The following is a 17,612-nucleotide window of genomic DNA, read 5'->3' as shown; positions in this document are numbered from 1 at the left end:
CTCAGCCGAGCCAGGCCCGCTGCGCCGCCACCACGCGGTCGACCGAGGGACCGCACTCGCCCAGATAGGCCCCCGGATCGGTCAGGTCGCGGATCTCGTCGTCGTCGAGCAGCGTGCCCAGGCCGTGGTGCTGGCGCATGGCATCGGCGAAGCCGAGCTTGCCGGTGATGCCGAGCATCGACGCCTCGTAGATCCACTCGTGGGCGGTCTGCTTGCCCACGCGCTCGCTGAGCTCCAGCATCACGCGCTCGGACAGCAGGTAGCCGCGCATCTTGTCGAGGTTGGCGGCCATCACGTCGGCATTGACCTTCAGGCCCGCCAGCAGGTTCTTGGCCTGGAACAGCATGGCGCCGGCGATCAGGCAGCACTCGGGCAGGGCCTTCCATTCCATCTTCCAGGCGATGCCGTCGCGCTCGCCTTCCTGGACCATGCCCTCGACCATCATGGCGGCGTTGTAGCGCAGCGGCCGCGACAGGCCGGCCAGGTTCTCGGCCGAGGTCGGATTGCGCTTGTGCGGCATGGTGGAGGAACCCAGCTTGCCTTCGGAGAAGCCCTCCTCCACCTCGCCGAACTCGTTGCGTTGCATGTTGAAGAGCTCGTTGCCGATCTTCGACAGCGTGGCGCCGATCATCGCCAGCAGGCAGGCGTACTCGGTGAGGCGGTCGCGCGCCGGGGCCCAGCTGATGGCCGGCGCGCCCAGGCCGAGCTTGGCGAGCATCAGCGCCTCCAGCTGCACGGCCTTCGGCCCGAGCGAGGCCTGGCTGCCCACGGCACCGGCGAGCATGCCCACCAGCACGCGCGGCGCGGCCTGCGTCAGGCGCTCGTGGTGGCGGCCCAGCTCGTCCAGCCACAGCGCGCACTTGTGGCCGAAGGTGATCGGCAGCGCCTGCACGCCATGCGTGCGGCCGACCATCGGCGTGTCGCGGTGGGTCGTGGCCAGGCGCGCCAGCTCCCGGCCCACGGCCTGCATGTCCCGCATCGCGACGGCATGGAATTCCTTCAGCTGCAGGGCCACGCCGGTGTCGACCACGTCCTGGGTCGTGGCACCGTAGTGGACCCACTCGCCGCTCTCCCTGGAGCACGCCGCCTGCAGCTGCTTGAGCGTGGGCACCAGCGAATGCTTGATGCGGCGGATCTCGGCCGACATCGTCGCGATGTCGATGTTGGCGACGCGGGCCTGGGTGGCGATCTCGTCGGCGGCGGCGGCCGGGATGATGCCCAGCTCGGCCTGCGCGGCCGCCAGCGCGGCCTCGAAGTCGAGCCACTTCTGGATGCGGTTCTCCTCGCCGAAGATGGTGCGGAGTTCCTCGGTGCCCCAGAGGTGCTGGAGCGATTGCATGTCGAAAACGGAAACGGGCATGTGGAGTCCTGGGAGGTGGGCTTAGGAACGCGGAGGGACGACCAGCGCGCGGGGCAGCACGCGGCCGGGATTGAAGGTGTTGGCGGGATCGAGCGCGCGCTTGATGCGCGCCATCGCGTCGAGCGCGACCGGGCTCTTGTGCTGCAGGAAGGCGGCCTGCTTCTGGCGCCCGATGCCGTGCTCGGCCGAGATCGAGCCCTCCAGCCGGGCCGCGGTGGCGTGCACGATGTCGTGCACCGCCTCCTCGCGGGCGCGGAACTCGGCGGCGGCCATGCCGGCGGGCATGCTCTGGTTGTAGTGCAGGTTGCCGTCTCCCACGTGGCCGAAGCAGACGATGCGGATGCCCGGCATCAGCGCCTCCAGCGCCGCGCCGGCTTCGTCGATGAAGCGCGGGATGCGCGAGATGGCCACCGAGATGTCGTGCTTGATCGACGGTCCCTCGAGCCGCTGCGCCTCAGGGACATGCTCGCGCAGCGCCCAGAAGGCATGCGCCTGGGCCTCGGACGCGGCCAGCGCGGCATCGCGCACCAGGCCGTCCTCCAGCGCGGCGCCCAGCACCTCCTCCACCAGCGGCGCCGGGTCCAGGCGCGCCGAGACCTCCGAGACATCGAACAGCACCGACCACGGCGGCACCTCGCCCAATGGCGCGCGCATGCCGGCCGCGCCATGCCGCAGCACCAGTCCCAGCGGGCCGTCGCCGATCAGCTCGAAGGCGGTGACGCGCTCGCCCACCGCATCGGTCAGGCGCGACAGCAGTTCCACCGCGGCCCGTGGATCGCGCACCGTGACCCAGGCGGTGACCACGGCGCGGGGCCGCGCGAAGAGCTTGAAGGTGGCGGCGGTGACGATGCCCAGCGTGCCCTCGCTGCCGATGAACAGCTGCTTCAGGTCGTAGCCGGTGTTGTCCTTGCGCAGGGAGCCCAGCAGGTCGAGCACGCGGCCATCGGCCAGCACCACCTCCAGGCCCAGCACCAGGTCGCGTGTGTTGCCATAGCGCAGCACCTGCTCGCCGCCGGCGTTGGTGGCGATCACGCCCCCCACGGTGGCACTGCCCTCGGACGCCAGCGACAGCGGGAACAGCCGCCCCGCCGCCAGCGCCGCCTCCTGCGTGGCCCGCACGGTGCAGCCGGCCTCGACGGTGAGCGTGTTGTCCAGCGGATCGGCCCGGCGCACCGCGCGCATGCGCTCCAGGCTGAGCACGATCTCGGTGCCGGAATCGTCGGGCGTCGAGCCGCCCACCAGTCCGGTGTTGCCGCCCTGGGGCACCAGCGCGACGCCGGCGGCGGCGCAGGCGGCCACCACCCGCGAGACCTCCCGCGTCGTGGCCGGCCGCACCACGGCCAGCGCGGTGCCCGGATAGGTGCGGCGCCACTCGGCCTCGTAGCGGGCGGTGTCGCCGGGCGCGACCAGCACCTGCGCGGGTCCGACGATGCCGGCCAGGCGATCGATCAGTGGGGCGGACGCGCTCATGAGGCAGACTTCACGCGAGCGCGTGATCGACGCGGCAACCAGGAACGGAAATGCACGGGAGTCTCCATCGTCGAACGACGCCGCGCGATCGGCGGCGAACGGGAAAGGAACGAACAAAACGCTTTTCTTATTTCATTGAATGAAATACATTTCAATCGATAAAACTATATCACGCAGGTGTTCGGTGTCAACGGGACTCGCCCGGAGACCGCGCGCCGGCCTCGTCTGCTTCTCTCCACGATGACCGCCTCCCCTTCCAAGACCCGCTCCGCCACGGACGGATCCCCGCCCCGCACGCCGCCCTCGGGCGTGCTGGAGCGCGGGCTCTCGATCCTCGAATGCTTCAGCGAGGACCGGCTCAAGCTGCAGCTGCGCGAACTCGCCGAGTGCACCGGCCTGGACAAGGCCACGCTGCTGCGCCTGTTGGGCGTGCTGGTGCGCGCGCGCATGGTCCATCGCTTCGACAATGGCGCCTATTCGCCCGGACCGGCGCTGCTGCACCTGGGCATGCTGTACCGGCGCACCTTCGACGTCGGCTCGCGCCTGCAGCCGGCCCTGCAGGAGGTCATGCGGCAGACCGGCGAGACCGTGGCCTTCTACATCCGCGACGGCGACGAGCGGGTCTGCCTCTACCGCGAGAACAGCCACAACGAGGTGCGCCACCACGTCGAGGTCGGCGCGCGCATCCAGCTGGTCGCGGGGGGTTCGTCCTCGCACGTGCTGCGTGCCTTCACCGGCGGCAGCACGCCGCAGGCCCAGGCGATCGCCCGCGACGGCTTCGCCATCACGCGCGAGGAACGCGTGCCGCAGATCGCCTCGGTGGCATTGCCGGTCTTCGACGGCGACGGCGTGTTCCTGGGCGCGCTGGTGGTGATCGGCATCGCGCCACGGCAGAGCGCGGCGGCCCAGCGCAAGGCGGTCGAGATCGCGCGCCGCGCGCTGGCCGCGCAGGGCTTCGCGGCGCGTCCGCCGCGCGACTGGACCGGCGGCGCCTGAGCCGGTGCGGTTAGATCCCGGGACTTCCGAACAGCAGCGGCGCCGGCGCGCCGGGCTCGCCATCACGGGAGGGATCGAGGAAGCCTTCGCACCAGGCGACCAGCGCGGCGGCATGGCGGTCGTCCATGGCGGGCGCGAAGGCGCGCATGCGGGCCTGCAGCGCGGGCCAGGTGAAGGGATCCTCCGGGTCACCACGGCGCAGGTCGCGAAAGGCCCGCAGGCGCCGCCCGTCGTGCAGCAGGACCTCGACCCGGGCCGGCCGGCGCTGCGGGAAGGCCCGCTGGTAGGCCTCGTCGGGCAACACCGTGATGCGCTCCCCGAGGGCGCGCAGGACCGGGTCATCCAGGTCCGGCGCCTCGGTGTCGGCGATGCCCAGGCGGCCCTTCTGCAGCAGCACCGAGAGCACATAGCGCAGGCTGAAGCTGGTCTCGGCCGGGCGGCTCGGCCACACCACGCCGGCGATCTTCAGCGCATGCGGAAAGATCGCCACCTCCACCGCGACCACGTCGTCGGCGCGCAGGCCGTGCGCGTCGATCAGCGCCTGCATGGCGTCGAGCGGCGTGAACAGCATGGCGCAGGCCGGCCAGGCCTTGATGGTGGCGGTGTGCAGCCGCTCGGGCGCGTCCAGATCGCCATCGAGCACCGCGAGCGGACCGGAGCCGGCCAGCGCCGCGTGGAGGCCGCGCGCGCCGGTCACGAAGGCCCGCGCGCCGGGGAGACCGGCCTGGGCGGCATGGGCGGCGGTCATGCCGTTGCGCACCGCGAACGCCGGATGCAGCGACTTGGCTTCGTGGGCGTCGTCGTCCACCAGCTGCCACAGGCCGGCCGCCTGCGTGGCCGCGATGCCCAGGGCGTGGTGCAGCCGCGCCCCGTCGAGTCCCAGGGCGACGCCGGCGGCGGCCGCCGCGCCCACGCAGCCGGCGGTGGCGGTGGCATGGAACAGGGCGGCGTGGCGCGGACCCAGGGCCTCGCCGATCCGCAGCGCGACCTCGTAGCCGGCGACGATGGCCCGCGCCACGCGCTCGCGCGACAGGCCCAGCGCCGGCGCCAGCGCCAGCACCGGCGACACCGCCATCACGCCCGGATGCAGCATCGCCGCGCGATGCGCGTCGTCGATCTCCCGCAGGTGGGCGATGCCGGCGTTGGCGAAACCGGCGGCCACCGGCGCCAGGCCGCGCGCCGCGCCGAACACCGGCGCGCCCTCCGCGCCCGGGGACACCGTCCGCGCCAGCGCGCGCAGGCGCTCGGCGGCCGGCAGGTCGAGCGCCGACCAGCCGGCGGTGAACCAGTCCAGCAGCGCCTGCGCGAGACGCTCGCGCGTCGCCACGGACAGCGGTCGGGCGCCCTGCGCCAGCACGTGGGCCACCAGGCGCGCCTCGGGCAGCGCGGCCGGGCCGGCGGACGGCATCGTGGCGGACGACCCTGTCGCGTCCGCTGTCAAAGTCGTTTTATTGAATGACATGTTTTTCATTCTATAAAATTGAATGAACTCCGAGGAGAATTGCATGCGCATGTCCATCCGACCCTTCTTCGACCGCGCCACCTCCACCTTCTCGTATGTGGTGGACGACGGCGCCGGCCGCTGCGCCGTGATCGATCCCGTGATGGGCTTCGACCAGAAGGCCGGCCGCACCGATCCCGGCCCGGCCGAGGCGGTGGCCGCCTACCTCGCCGAGCACTCCCTCCAGCTCGAATGGCTGCTGGAGACGCATGCCCATGCGGACCACCTCTCGGGTGCGCCGTGGCTCCAGAAGCGCCTGGGCGGCGCGCTGGGCATCGGCGCCGGCATCACGCAGGTGCAGAAGGAATTCCGCGGCATCTTCAATGTCGACGACCTGGCGACGGACGGGTCGCAGTTCGAGCATCTGTTCGCCGATGGCGAGACCTTCTCCATCGGCGGCCTGCGGGCCACCGCGCTGCACGTGCCCGGCCACACGCCGGCCGACGTGGCCTACCGCATCGCCGATCCGGCCGGCGGACCCGATGCGGTGTTCGTCGGCGACACGCTCTTCATGCCCGATCTCGGCACCGCGCGCTGCGATTTCCCCGGCGGCGACGCGCATGTGCTGTTCAGCTCCATCCGGCGCCTGCTCGAGCTGCCGCCGCGGACCCGGCTCTACCTCTGCCACGACTATCCGCCGGCGGGCCGCGACGCCACCTGCATGACCACCGTGGCCGACCAGCGCGCGGGCAACATCCATGTGCGCGATGGCATTCCCGAGGCCGACTTCGTCGCCCGCCGCCAGGCCCGCGACGCCACGCTGGACCTCCCCGCGCTGATGCTGCCATCGGTGCAGGTCAACATGCGCGGCGGCCGCATGCCGCCGACCGAGGCCAACGGCACGGCCTACCTGAAGATCCCGATCGACCTGCTCTGAAAGGCGGGCGGGCGGACCTCAGACCCGCCTGGGCTCGCGCGCCGCGCCACGCCGCGCGCGACCGCCCGCTCCGGCGCCGGCGAAGCGCCGCAGATGCGCGATGAAGGTGGTCGCCGCCTCGGACAGCGGCTCGCCGATGCGCGTGAGGACGCCGAAGCCCTTGAGGTCCTCGCCGATCACCAGCGGCAGCACGCGCAGCAGCCGCGCGCGCACGTGGTCGCGGACCACCGATTCGGGCAGCGCGCCGACGGCGTCGCTCGACTGCAGCAACTGCAGGGTCGCGAAGACCGAGGCGCACTCCACGATGTTCATCGGCGTGCTCACGCCGGCGGCGCCGAATTCCTCCTCCATCAGCTGTCGCGCGGGGCTGGTCAAGGGCTGCAGGATCCAGGGCCAGGCCACCAGGGTGGCCATCGACAGGCCCTTGCGGCGCAGCAGCGGATGGCCCCGGCGCACCACCAGCTGCATGGTCTCGTTGGCCAGCGGGTCGAAGGCGAAGGTGTTGTGCTGCATGAGCCTGGAGAAGCGCCCTACCGCGAACTCGATGTCCTGGCGCTCCAGCAGCGAGCCGACCTGGTCGCTGGTCTCGCCCAGGATGCGCACGTTGAGCAAGGGGCGCTCGCGCTTGATCTCGGCCACCGCATGGGCCAGCAGGTCGGGCGCGGCGCCCATGATCGCGCCCAGCACCAGCTGCCCGTGGCCGCCGCGGCGCTTGGACTCCAGCGCCTCCAGGAAGCGCGCCAGCGAGGCCTGCGACTGCCGCGCGTAGGCGACCACCTCCTCGCCCAGCGGCGTGGCCCGCAGCCCGCGCGGATGACGCTCGAACAGCGGGAACTGGAAGGCCTGCTCGATGTCCGCGAGCATCTTGGTGGCCGAGGGCTGGGTGGTGTTGAGGTGGATCGACGCCTGCGCCAGGGTGCTCGTCTCGGCCAGCGTCGCCAGCAGGGCCCAGTGCTTGAGGCGCAGGCGGTTGATCAGGCGCGAGGGACCGAGGGGCGATTCGATGGGCATGGGTGGGGGCTCCGGCGACGACTTCCCACGGGCGGTCGATATTCCATTCCGGAAAGTCGGGACGCGAATTATTGATTGGAATGTCATGGCCGCGATGCCTAGAGTCCAGCCCGTCGATCACACGAACAACGGAGACATCGCAATGACATCACTGCCCATCGGGCCGGGGAATCCGGCATGAGCACCCCGGTCCTCGACCGCGCCGTCGCCAAGGCCACCCGGCGCCTGGTGCCCTTCCTGCTGCTGATGTACGTGCTGGCCTTCCTGGACCGCGCCAACATCGGCTTCGCGAAGAAGGCCTTCCAGCTCGACACCGGCCTGTCCGATGCCGTCTTCGCCTTCGGCGCGGGCATCTTCTTCATCGGCTATGCCCTCTTCGAGGTGCCCAGCAACCTGATCATGCATCGCGTCGGCGCGCGCGCCTGGATGTGCCGGATCATGGTGACGTGGGGCCTGGTCTCGGCGGCCCTGATGTTCGCCCACACCGAGACCACCTTCTACGTCCTGCGCTTCCTGCTCGGCGTGGCCGAGGCCGGCTTCTTCCCAGGCGTCATCTACTTCCTGACGCGCTGGTTCCCGGCCCGCTCCCGCACCCGGGTGCTGGGCATGTTCTATTTCGGCGCGCCGCTCGCCTTCATCTTCGGCAGTCCGCTGTCGGGCCTGCTGCTCGAGCTCGACGGCGCCCTGGGCCTCAGGGGCTGGGAGTGGCTGTTCCTGGTCGAGGGCGTGATGGCCTCGCTGGTGGGCATCTGGGCCTTCTGGTATCTGGACAACCGCCCCGGCGACGCCCGCTGGCTGACGCCGGAGGAACGACGCGCGCTGGAGGACGCCATCGCGGCCGAGGAGCAGCACAAGGCGGCCCACGGCCCGGCCACGGTGCTGAAGGCGCTGACCAACGGCCGCGTGCTGTTCCTGGCCCTGATCTACTTCCTGATCCAGGTCAGCGTCTATGGCGTCGTGTTCTACCTTCCGACCCAGGTCGCCGCATTGATGGGCCGCAACGTCGGCCTGGCGGTCGGCCTGGTCACCGCCATCCCGTGGATCTGCGCGCTGGCGGCCGCCCATGCCATCCCCCGCGTGGCGGAGCGCACCGGCCGCCACGCCATGACCGCCCTGGTCACGCTGGCGGTCTCGGCGGCCGGCATCGCCGTCTCGGTCAACGCATCCTCGCCGATGGTCGCCCTGGTGGCGCTGTGCTTCGCCGCCGCCGGCTTCATCGCCGTGCAGCCGGTGTTCTGGAGCTTCCCGACCGCCTACCTCGGCGGCGCGGCGGCGGCGGGCGGCATCGCCCTCATCAATTCGCTGGGTGCCCTGGGCGGCTTCGTCGCCCCCAACGTCAAGACCTGGGCCGAGCAGTTCTTCGCCTCGGCCAGCGCCGGACTCAACCTGCTGGCGATGACCACGGTGATCGGCGCCCTGCTGTTCCTGGCGCTGCGCCGCGCCGGCGCATCGGTGCCGGTCGCGCGCTGAGCCCCCGCCCCCGCCCCTCCAACGAATCACCGGAGACTCCCCATGAGCATGCCCACCATCCGACACGTGCGCGCCTTCACCGTCCGTGGCGGCGGCGCCGACTACCACGACCAGGCCGGCGGCCACTGGATCGACGACCACATCGCCACGCCGATGAGCAGGTACCCCGAGTACCGCCAGAGCCGCCAGAGCTTCGGCCTGAACGTGCTGGGCACGCTGGTGGTCGAGATCGAGGCCTCCGACGGCACGGTCGGGTTCTCGGTCACCACCGGCGGCGACCTGGGCTGCTGGATCGTCGAGAAGCACCTGGCGCGCTTCCTCGAGGGCGCCCGGGTGACCGACATCGAGCGCATCTGGGACCAGATGTACCACTCGACGCTCTTCTATGGCCGCAAGGGCATCGTGATCAACACCATCTCGGGCGTCGACCTGGCGCTGTGGGACCTGCTGGCCAAGGTCCGCCGGGAGCCGGTGCACGCGCTGCTGGGCGGCCCGGTGCGCGACGAGCTGACGTTCTATGCCACCGGCGCCCGCCCGGACCTGGCCAAGGAGATGGGCTTCATCGGCGGCAAGCTGCCGCTGCACCACGGACCGGCCGAGCGCGAGGAGGGCCTGAGGAAGAACCTGGCGATGCTCGGCGACATGCGCCAGCGGGTCGGCGACGATTTCTGGCTCATGCTGGACTGCTGGATGAGCCTGGATGTCGAGTACGCCACGCGGCTGGCCATCGCGGCGCGCAACGATCACGGGCTCAAGTGGATCGAGGAGGCCCTGCCGCCGGACGACTACTGGGGCTACGCGGAACTGCGCCGCAACGTGCCGCGCGGCCTGCTGGTGACCACCGGCGAGCACGAGGCCACGCGCTGGGGCTTCCGCATGCTGCTGGAGATGGAGTGCTGCGACATCATCCAGCCGGACGTGGGCTGGTGCGGCGGCATCACCGAGCTCATCAAGATCTCCAACCTGGCCGATGCGCACGGCAAGCTGATGGTGCCGCACGGCTCCTCCGTCTACAGCTACCACTTCGTCATCACGCGCCACAACAGCCCGTTCGCCGAGTTCCTCATGATGGCGCCGCAGGCCGACCAGGTGGTGCCGATGTTCCATCCGCAGCTGCTCGACGAGCCGGTGCCCGTCGGCGGGCGCATGAAGGCCTCGGCGCTGGACGCGCCGGGCTTCGGCGTCCGACTCAATCCCGACATCGCGCTGCATCGCCCCTACCCGCGCTGAGCGAGGGCGCCGGCACCGGCACGGGCGTGGGGGCCGGGGCCCGTCACTCGGCCTGCACGCCGGCCGCCCTGATGACCTTGCCCCAGCGCTGCGTCTCCGAGGTCAGCAGCGTGCGCAGCGACTCCGGCGTGACCTTGTCCATCGGCACGATCTCCGAACTGAGCTCGGCGATGCGCGCCTTGACCACGTCGTCCTGCAGCGCCGCGCGCAGGGCGGCGTTGAGCCGGGCGGTGACCTGGGGCGGCGTGCCCTTGGGCGCGTACATGCCGTGCCAGACCTTGACGTCGAAGCCCTTCAGGCCCTGCTCGTCCAGGGTCGGGATGTCGGGCATCGAGGCCAGCCGGGTCGGCGTCGTCACGCCGAACACCTTGACCCGCGTGCCATCCTTGATGACCGGCGCGGTCTGCGTGGTCTGGTCGCACAGCAGGTCGACCTGTCCGCCCATCAGGTCGTTGAGCGCCGGGCCGGCGCCCTTGTAGGGCACCGTCGTCAGCTCGACGCCGACCCGGCTGGCGAACAGCAGGCCGCACAGCTGCGAGACCGCGCCGACGCCGGCATTGGCCAGGGTCACCTTGTCCTTGTTGGCCTTCACGTAGGTCAGCAGTTCCTGGAAGTTCCGGGCCGGGAACTCCTTGCGCGACAGCAAGGTCATCGGCACGTCGAGCACCTGGCCGATGTACTCGAAGTCCTTCAGCGGATCGAACGGCAGCTTCTTGTAGAGCGCCGGCGCGGTCGCCATGCCCATGTGGTGGAGCAGGAGGGTGTAGCCGTTGGGCGTCGCGCGCGCCACCCGGGCCGGCGCGATGGTGCCGCCGGCGCCGACGGTGTTCTCGACGATCACCGTCTGGCCCAGCGAGCGGCCCATCGGCACGGCCAGCAGGCGCGCCACCACGTCGGTCGGGCCGCCGGCGGAGTACGGCACCACCAGCGTGACGGGCTTGTCGGGCCAGGCGTTCTCCGCCACGGCGGCGGCCTGCAGGGTCAGCAGGCCGGCGCCGAAAGCGAGGCCCAGCCAGGTCTTGATCTTCTTCTTCGATGTCATGGTGTCTCCATTTCCTGCGCGAGCAGACGCTCGGCGAGTTTCAGAACGGGTGCGTCGACCATCCGGCCGTCGACGTTGATGGCGCCGCCGCCGGCGGTGCGGACGGCATCGCGCACGCGGCGCGCCCAGGCCAGTTCGTCGGCGCTCGGCGTGAAGGCCGCCTGCACGCCGGCGACCTGGTCGGGATGGATGCACAGCTTGGCGCCGAAGCCGCCGCGCCGCGCGCGCGCGGCATCGGTCGCGAGACGCACCGCATCGCGCCAGTCCGCCGTCACGCCATCGACCGGCGGCACCCGGCCGGCCCGGCGCGATGCCAGCACCAGCGCGAGCCGCACCGGCACCAGCTCGGCCTCGTCGGCCGCGCAGGCGAGGCCGGCATCGGCCTGGAAGTCGAGGTGGCCGAACACCAGCCGCAGCACCTGCGGCGCCGCCGCCAGCGCATCGACCGCATCCAGCCCGGCGACCGATTCGATCAGCGGCAGCAGCGCCACCGCCGGCCCGACGGCGCGCGCCAGCGCGGCCAGGTCGGCGGCGCGCTCGGCCTTGGGCAGCACCACGCCGGCCAGCAGGCCGCGCGCCGCCAGCCGGCCCAGCAGGGCGAGATCCTCCGCGTGCCAGGCCGTGTCGCTGGCGTTCGAGCGCACCAGCAGGCGGCCGTGCGCCATGGCCGGCAGGCCGGCGAAGCCCTGCTCGACCAGGACGCGCGCCTCGGCCTTGCGCTCGGGCGCGACCGCGTCCTCCAGGTCGACGATGACGGCGCCCGCGCCGCTGGCCAGCGCCCGCGCCAGGCGCTCGGGCCGGTCGCCGGGCACGAACAGGAAGGTGCGCGCCAGGCCCACCGGGGAGGCCGCCGCGTCGCTCATGCCGTGGCCCCCGGGACCGACGACGTGGAGGATGCCGATGCTGGTGCCAGCAGCGGACCGACCGTCGCGGCATCCGCCACGCGCCACAGCGCCTCGATGGCGGCGCGCATCTCGGCCACGCCGGCGCCGCCGCTGAAGGCCGCCAGGCGCAGGGCCTTGGCCGTGATCTCGTCGCGATCGAGCGTGTTGCCCGGATCGCCCTTCGGCTCGTCGACGCGGCCCTCCAGCACGCGGCCGTCGCGGGTGCGCACCGTCACCTTGCCGATCCAGCGGCGCGGATAGGCGGCATCGACCTCGGCATCGAGCCCCATGCTCACGCGGTCGCGGAAGGCGCGGGTGGCATCGTCGCGGAAATGGGCCTCGAACTCGGCCAGCCCGGCCTGCCCGAAGCGCGCCACCAGCGCCAGCACCGTCCCCATCGAGAACTTCGACTGGTGCACCGTCGCCGGATCGACCACCGGCCCCAGGACGTCGATCGCGCCCTGGTGCACGTGCGTGCGCACGTCCTCGATGTCGTCGGCGCGCAGGTCGTTCTCGCGCATCACCGCCAGCAAGGCATCGGCCGCCGGATGCGTGTGGCGGCACGAGGCGTGGTACTTGAACGAGGTCTCGGTCAGCGCCCAGCGCGTGCCCAGGCCATCGACCAGCCGGCTGGGATCGGCATCGCTCGACATGCCGGCCGCCAGGCCCTGCGATCCCTCCAGGATGCGCTGCGCGCCGGTGAAGCCGTCGCGCGCCAGGCTGGCGGCCATCAGGCCGGCGGCGGCGGCATGCGCGGTGTGCAGCTGCTTGGAATCGGCGGCGGTGCGCAGGAACTCCCACAGGCCGGCGGCCTGCGTGCCGGCCGAGCCGAAGGCGTGGCCCATGCGCGTGGCGTCCAGTCCCAGCAGGTGGCCGGCGGTGGCGGCCGCGGCCAGGGTGCCGGCGGTGCCGGTGGTGTGGAACACCTTGTAGTGGGAGCGGCCGAGGAACTCGCCGACCCGGATGCCGACCTCGTAGCCGGCCACCGCCGCCGTCAGCATTTGCCGGCCATTCGCGCCCAGGGCCTGGGCCCAGGCCAGCGCCACCGGGAAGACCACCGTGGCCGGGTGGAACACCGAGCCGTTGTGCACGTCGTCCTGCTCGGCCACGTGCGAGGCGGCGGCGTTGACCATGGCGGCGAAGTACGGGCTGCTGCGGCCCCGGCCGACCAGCACCTCGCTCGGCCCGTCGGCCGGGCCCATGGCGCGGGCGAAGGCGGCGATGGTCTCCACCGGGCGGGTGCCATGGCCGGCGATGGCGGAGCCGAACCAGTCGACCAGCAGGTCCTCGGCGCGGGCCACCACGGCATCGGGCAGGTCCTCGAAGCGCAATCCGGCGGCGAAGCGGGCGAGCGATCCGGTCGTCATCAGATCGCTCCCGCCGCGCGCAGCGCGTCGATGGCGCCGGCATCGCGGCCGAGCGAGCGCAGGATCGCCTCGGTGTGCTCGCCGACCGCCGGGATCGGATCCATGCGGTAGTCGAACGCGCTCTGGCGGCCCGGTGGCAGCAGGGCCGCGATGGCGCCCGCCGGCGACTCGACCTCGCGCCAGCGCTCGCGCGAGCGCAGTTGCGGATGGGCCCACAGGCCGGCCATGTCGTTCATGCGAGCGTTGGCGATCTGCGCGGCATCGAGCCGCTCCAGCACCTGCGCGCTGGTGAGCGTGGCGAAGGTCTCCAGGATGATGGCGCGCAGGTCGGCGCGGTGCTCGTTGCGCCGGGCATTGGCATCGAAGCGCGGGTCGGTGGCGAGCTCCGGGCGCAGCAGCACCTTGTCGCAGAAGACGCGCCACTCGCGCTCGTTCTGCAGTCCCAGCATCACCGTGCCGCCATCGCCGGCGATGAACGGGCCATAGGGATAGATGGTCGCGTGTGAGGCGGCGCTGCGCGGCGGCGGCGGCGCGCCCTCGTAGGCGTAGTACATCGGGAAACCCATCCACTCGGCCAGCGACTCCAGCATCGAGACATCGATGTGCGAGCCGCGCCCGGTGCGGCCGCGCTGCAGCAGCGCGGCCAGCACGCCGGTGTAGGCATACATGCCCGCGGCGATGTCGGCGATCGAATTGCCGGACTTGCAGGGCTCGTCGGGCGTGCCGGTGACCGACAGGAAGCCGGCCTCGCTCTGGATCAGCAGGTCGTAGGCCTTCTTGTCGCGATACGGCCCGTCCTCGCCATAGCCCGAGATGTCGCAGACGATCAGCCGGGGATGCGCGGCTTCCAGCGTGGCATGGTCCAGGCCCATGCGCGCGGCGGCGCCGGGCGCCAGGTTCTGCACCAGCACATCGGCATCGGCGATCAGTTCCCGCAGCACGGCCAGGGCGGCCGGCTGCTTGAGGTCGAGCGTCAGGCTCTCCTTGGAGCGGTTGACCCAGACGAAATGCGAGGCCTCGCCCGCCACGCGCTGGTCGTAGGCGCGCGCGAAGTCGCCGACGCCGGGACGCTCGACCTTGATGACGCGCGCTCCCAGGTCGGCGAGCTGGCGGGTGCAGAACGGCGCCGCGATGGCGTGTTCGAGCGAGATGACGGTGATGCCGTCGAGCGGTCGTGTCATGGCGGGCCTCAGAACGAGCGTGGCAGGCCGAGCAGGTGCTCGGCGACATAGGAATGGATCAGGTTGGTGGAGACCGGCGCCACCTGATAGAGCCGGGTCTCGCGGAACTTGCGCTCGACGTCGTATTCGCAGGCGAAGCCGAAGCCGCCGTGCGTCTGCAGGCAGGTGTTGGCGGCCTCCCAGCTGGCCTTGGCCGCCAGGTACTTGGCCATGTTGGCCTCGGCGCCGCAGGGCCGGCCGGCATCGAACAACGCGCAGGCCTTGAAGCGCATCAGGTTGGCGGCCTCGGTCTCGATGTAGTCGGCCGCGATCGGGAACTGCACGCCCTGGTTCTGGCCGATCGGGCGGCCGAAGACCTGGCGCTCGCTGGCATAGCGGCGCGCCTTGTCGATGAACCAGTAGGCGTCGCCGATGCATTCGGCCGCGATCAGCGTGCGCTCCGCGTTCAGGCCGTCGAGGATGTACCTGAAGCCCTGGCCCTCCTGGCCGATCAGGTTCTCCGCCGGGATCTCGAGGTCGTCGAAGAACACCTCGTTGGTCTCGTGGTTCACCATGTTGGGGATCGGCCGCACGGTCATGCCCCGGCCGCCGCGCTCGGGCATGGCGTCGTCGAGGTCGACGATGAAGATCGACATGCCTTCGGACTTGCGCTTGACGTCCGCCAGCGGCGTGGTGCGCGCCAGCAGGATCATCAGGTCGGAGTGCTGGATGCGCGAGATCCACACCTTCTGGCCGTTGACGACCCAGCGGTCGCCCTTCCTCACGGCGGTGGTCTTGAGCTGCGTGGTGTCGGTGCCGGTGGTGGGCTCGGTGACGGCCATCGACTGCAGGCGCCATTCGCCGCTGGCGATCTTCGGCAGGTAGCGCTGTTTCTGGGCCTCGCTGCCATGGCGCAGCAGGGTGCCCATGTTGTACATCTGGCCGTGGCACGAGCCCGCGTTGCCACCGGAGAAGTTGATCTCCTCCATGATGACGGAGGCCTCGGCCAGCCCCAGGCCGGAGCCGCCGTACTCGGCCGGGATCAGCGCGGCCAGCCAGCCGGCGCTGGTCAGGGCGTCGACGAAGGCCTCGGGGTAGCCGCGCTCGTGGTCGACCTTCTGCCAGTAGGTGGCATCGAAGTCGCGGCACAGCGCGCGCAGCGCCTCGCGCAGTTCCTGGTGGTCGTCGGGGGTCGGGATCTGGGTCTTCATGGGGAATGGTCTCGCTTGTCTCTCAGGCCAGGATGGCGGTCGCCTGCATGGTCAGCCAGCCGTCGGCGTCCTCGCCCCACAGGGCGAACGTCTCGCCCTCGCCCGGGCGGGCCGCCACGGGCCGGCCCTGCAGCCGGAACGGGGCGATGTCGAAGGTCGGCCGCACGGCGCGGAACTCGAAGCTGCGCAGCGTGGCGTCGGGGCGCTCGCGGCGCAGCAGGTCGACCAGCAGGGTCGCGATCAGCGGGCCGTGCACGATCAGGCCGGGATAGCCCTCGACCTCGGTCACGTAGCGCCGGTCGTAGTGGATGCGGTGGCCGTTGAAGGTCAGGGCCGAGTAGCGGAACAGCAGCACGTCGTCGGGCACCACGGTGCGGCCGAAGGCGGCGTCGCCCGGCGCGGCCGTCGGCGCCGGGGCGGCCTCGCCGGGCGCGGCGGCGGCGCGATAGACGATGTCGTGCTCCTCGGTCAGCGCCAGGCCGCGCGCATTGCGCACCTCGTGGCGCACCAGGACGAAGACCAGCTCGCCGCTGCGTCCGGTCTTGTGCGTCACCGACACGATGGTCGAGGTGCGCGTCGCCTCGTCGCCCACGCGCAGCGGGTTGTCCGGCTCCCAGCGCAGGCGCCCGCCGGCCCACATGCGGCGCGGCAGGGGCACCGGCGGCAGGAAGCCGCCGCGCCGGGCATGGCCGTCGGGGCCGAGCTCCGACTGCCGGTGATGCGGCAGGAAGTAGAGCCAGTGCCAGAGCTCGGGCAGGCGCGTGCCGGTGCCGGGCGCCGGATCGTCGCGGTCGAGCGTGGCCGACAGCGCGCGCACCGGCGCGGCGCCCAGGGTGTCGGCGAGGGTCTCGTCGCGCCCCTGCCAGGCCTGCAGGCGGGCGATCTCGTCGGCGGCGAGCGTGGGGGTGGCGGTGATGGGGTTGGTGGGGTTGGTCATGGCGTCAATCCACTGCCGCGCCGGACGACGCGACGATACGGGCCCACTTGGCGAGGTCGTTGCGCAGCAGGGTCGAGAACTGCTCCGGCGAAGTCGGCTCGGCGATCTCGACGCCCTGCTGCGCGAGCTTCTCGCGCAGGTCGGGCGCGGCCAGCGCCTGGCGCGTGGCGTCCTGCAGCTGGGTCTGCACGGCGGCGGGCAGCCCGGCCGGCGCGAACAGGCCGATCCACAGCGTGCCGTCGTAGCCCGGCACCGCCTCGGCGATGGCCGGCACGTCGGGCAGCACCGGCGAGCGCTTCGCGCCGCTGACCGCCAATGCGCGCAGCTTGCCGCTGCGGATGTGCGGCAGGGCCGAGGGCAGGCTGGCGAAGACGATCGGCAACTGGTTGCCCAGCACGTCGTTGATGGCCGGCGCCACGCCCTTGTAGGGCACGTGCTGCAGTCGGATGCCGGCCATCTCGTTGAGCATCTCGCCCAGCAGGTGGTTGAGCGTGCCGTTGCCGGCCGAGGCGTACTGGTAGCTGGCGTCCTTCGACCGCGTCGCGGTCAGGAACTCGCCCAGCGTGCGGGCCGGGAACGCCGGGTTGACCAGCAATACGTTGGGCACCGCGCCGATCAGGCCGACCGGGCGGAAATCCTTGACGGGGTCGAAGCCCGGGTTCTTGTAGAGCGCCGGGTTGATGGCCTGGCTGCTGCTGATGGTCATGAGCAGCGTGTGGCCGTCCTTGGGCGCCTTGGCCACCAGCTGCGTGCCGATGTTGCCGCCGGCGCCCGGCCGGTTGTCGACCACCACGGCGGCATTCATCACCTCGCCGAGCTTCTGCCCGACCAGCCGGCCGACGATGTCGTTGGTGCCGCCGGCGGCCTGCGGCACGACCAGCGTGACGGGGCGCGAGGGATAGGCGGTCTGGGCCGTCGCCGGCGCGATCGACAGCGAGCCGGCCAGGACCGCCAGGGCCAGCGCCATGGTCTTGAGTGAGCGATGCATCTGCATGTGTGTGTCTCCGTACCTTGTGGGCCGGATTCTGGGCAGCCGCCCCGCGGCCGGCCATGAGAATTTGAACAACGCAGCCTTGTCGGGATTGGAGGTGCGACC

At 71.6% G+C, this 17,612-nt stretch carries 15 protein-coding genes; 4 read left to right on the top strand and 11 right to left on the bottom strand.

All coding sequences use genetic code 11. The features are described from left to right. Position 1: 1 nt before the first annotated feature. Positions 2-1,360, bottom strand: coding sequence for an adenylosuccinate lyase (gene purB / locus AC1MLT_RS16900; RefSeq protein WP_481035194.1), 1,359 nt, complete (start codon positions 1,358-1,360; stop codon positions 2-4). A gap of 21 nt (positions 1,361-1,381) precedes the next feature. Continuing rightward, positions 1,382-2,830 carry an FAD-binding oxidoreductase gene (locus tag AC1MLT_RS16895; protein ID WP_481035193.1) on the bottom strand — a complete coding sequence of 483 codons (1,449 nt, stop codon included), beginning with the start codon at positions 2,828-2,830 and terminating at the stop codon, positions 1,382-1,384. A gap of 240 nt (positions 2,831-3,070) precedes the next feature. On the opposite strand from AC1MLT_RS16895, the gene AC1MLT_RS16890 reads away from it, so the two are divergent. Further along, positions 3,071-3,826: an IclR family transcriptional regulator gene (locus AC1MLT_RS16890; RefSeq protein ID WP_481035192.1), complete on the top strand. Its 756-nt coding sequence runs from the start codon at positions 3,071-3,073 to the stop codon at positions 3,824-3,826. Positions 3,827-3,836: 10 nt separating this feature from the next. On the opposite strand, the gene AC1MLT_RS16885 is transcribed toward AC1MLT_RS16890, so the two are convergent. Then, positions 3,837-5,234, bottom strand: a complete 1,398-nt coding sequence (locus AC1MLT_RS16885) for an MmgE/PrpD family protein (RefSeq protein WP_481035191.1) — start codon at positions 5,232-5,234, stop codon at positions 3,837-3,839. A 97-nt stretch (positions 5,235-5,331) separates the two neighbouring features. On the opposite strand from AC1MLT_RS16885, the gene AC1MLT_RS16880 reads away from it, so the two are divergent. Further along, positions 5,332-6,204, top strand: a complete 873-nt coding sequence (locus AC1MLT_RS16880) for an MBL fold metallo-hydrolase (protein ID WP_481035190.1) — start codon at positions 5,332-5,334, stop codon at positions 6,202-6,204. A gap of 18 nt (positions 6,205-6,222) precedes the next feature. Here the strand turns inward: AC1MLT_RS16880 and AC1MLT_RS16875 are convergent, their stop codons facing one another. After that, the gene (locus AC1MLT_RS16875; protein WP_481035188.1) at positions 6,223-7,215 is read right to left on the bottom strand and encodes a LysR family transcriptional regulator; all 993 of its coding nucleotides are present in this window, start codon (positions 7,213-7,215) and stop codon (positions 6,223-6,225) included. Between the two features lie 177 nt (positions 7,216-7,392). Between AC1MLT_RS16875 and AC1MLT_RS16870 the strand changes: the two genes are divergently transcribed. Both AC1MLT_RS16870 and rhmD read left to right on the top strand, forming a co-directional pair. After that, positions 7,393-8,685, top strand: coding sequence for an MFS transporter (locus tag AC1MLT_RS16870; protein ID WP_481035187.1), 1,293 nt, complete (start codon positions 7,393-7,395; stop codon positions 8,683-8,685). A gap of 42 nt (positions 8,686-8,727) precedes the next feature. Continuing rightward, a complete protein-coding gene (rhmD, locus tag AC1MLT_RS16865; RefSeq protein ID WP_481035186.1) occupies positions 8,728-9,915 on the top strand; it encodes an L-rhamnonate dehydratase in 1,188 nt (395 codons plus the stop codon). Positions 9,916-9,958: 43 nt separating this feature from the next. On the opposite strand, the gene AC1MLT_RS16860 is transcribed toward rhmD, so the two are convergent. Genes AC1MLT_RS16860 through AC1MLT_RS16830 form a run of 7 tightly spaced genes read right to left on the bottom strand, consistent with a single transcriptional unit; the run spans position 9,959 to position 17,510 of the window. Further along, on the bottom strand, positions 9,959-10,957 hold the full coding sequence (locus AC1MLT_RS16860) for a tripartite tricarboxylate transporter substrate-binding protein (RefSeq protein WP_481035185.1): 999 nt from the start codon (positions 10,955-10,957) through the stop codon (positions 9,959-9,961). Next, entirely contained in the window at positions 10,954-11,820 is an 867-nt protein-coding gene (locus AC1MLT_RS16855) for an HpcH/HpaI aldolase/citrate lyase family protein (protein ID WP_481035184.1), read from the bottom strand. Before AC1MLT_RS16855 ends, AC1MLT_RS16860 begins: the two co-directional genes overlap by 4 nt. Continuing rightward, positions 11,817-13,208: an MmgE/PrpD family protein gene (locus tag AC1MLT_RS16850; RefSeq protein ID WP_481035182.1), complete on the bottom strand. Its 1,392-nt coding sequence runs from the start codon at positions 13,206-13,208 to the stop codon at positions 11,817-11,819. The genes AC1MLT_RS16855 and AC1MLT_RS16850 overlap by 4 nt, the downstream gene beginning before the upstream one ends. After that, a complete protein-coding gene (locus AC1MLT_RS16845; RefSeq protein WP_481035181.1) occupies positions 13,208-14,389 on the bottom strand; it encodes a CaiB/BaiF CoA transferase family protein in 1,182 nt (393 codons plus the stop codon). Before AC1MLT_RS16845 ends, AC1MLT_RS16850 begins: the two co-directional genes overlap by 1 nt. Positions 14,390-14,397: 8 nt before the next feature. Next, complete coding sequence (locus tag AC1MLT_RS16840; protein WP_481035180.1) at positions 14,398-15,579, bottom strand: acyl-CoA dehydrogenase family protein; 1,182 nt, start codon at positions 15,577-15,579, stop codon at positions 14,398-14,400. A gap of 22 nt (positions 15,580-15,601) precedes the next feature. Beyond that, entirely contained in the window at positions 15,602-16,516 is a 915-nt protein-coding gene (locus AC1MLT_RS16835; protein WP_481035179.1) for an HTD2 family dehydratase, read from the bottom strand. A 4-nt stretch (positions 16,517-16,520) separates the two neighbouring features. Beyond that, positions 16,521-17,510, bottom strand: a complete 990-nt coding sequence (locus AC1MLT_RS16830; RefSeq protein WP_481035178.1) for a tripartite tricarboxylate transporter substrate binding protein — start codon at positions 17,508-17,510, stop codon at positions 16,521-16,523. Positions 17,511-17,612 lie beyond the last annotated feature (102 nt).

It is taken from the genome of Variovorax sp. PEI5, from assembly GCF_056679935.1.
This window is presented reverse-complemented; position numbering and strand designations above follow the sequence as displayed.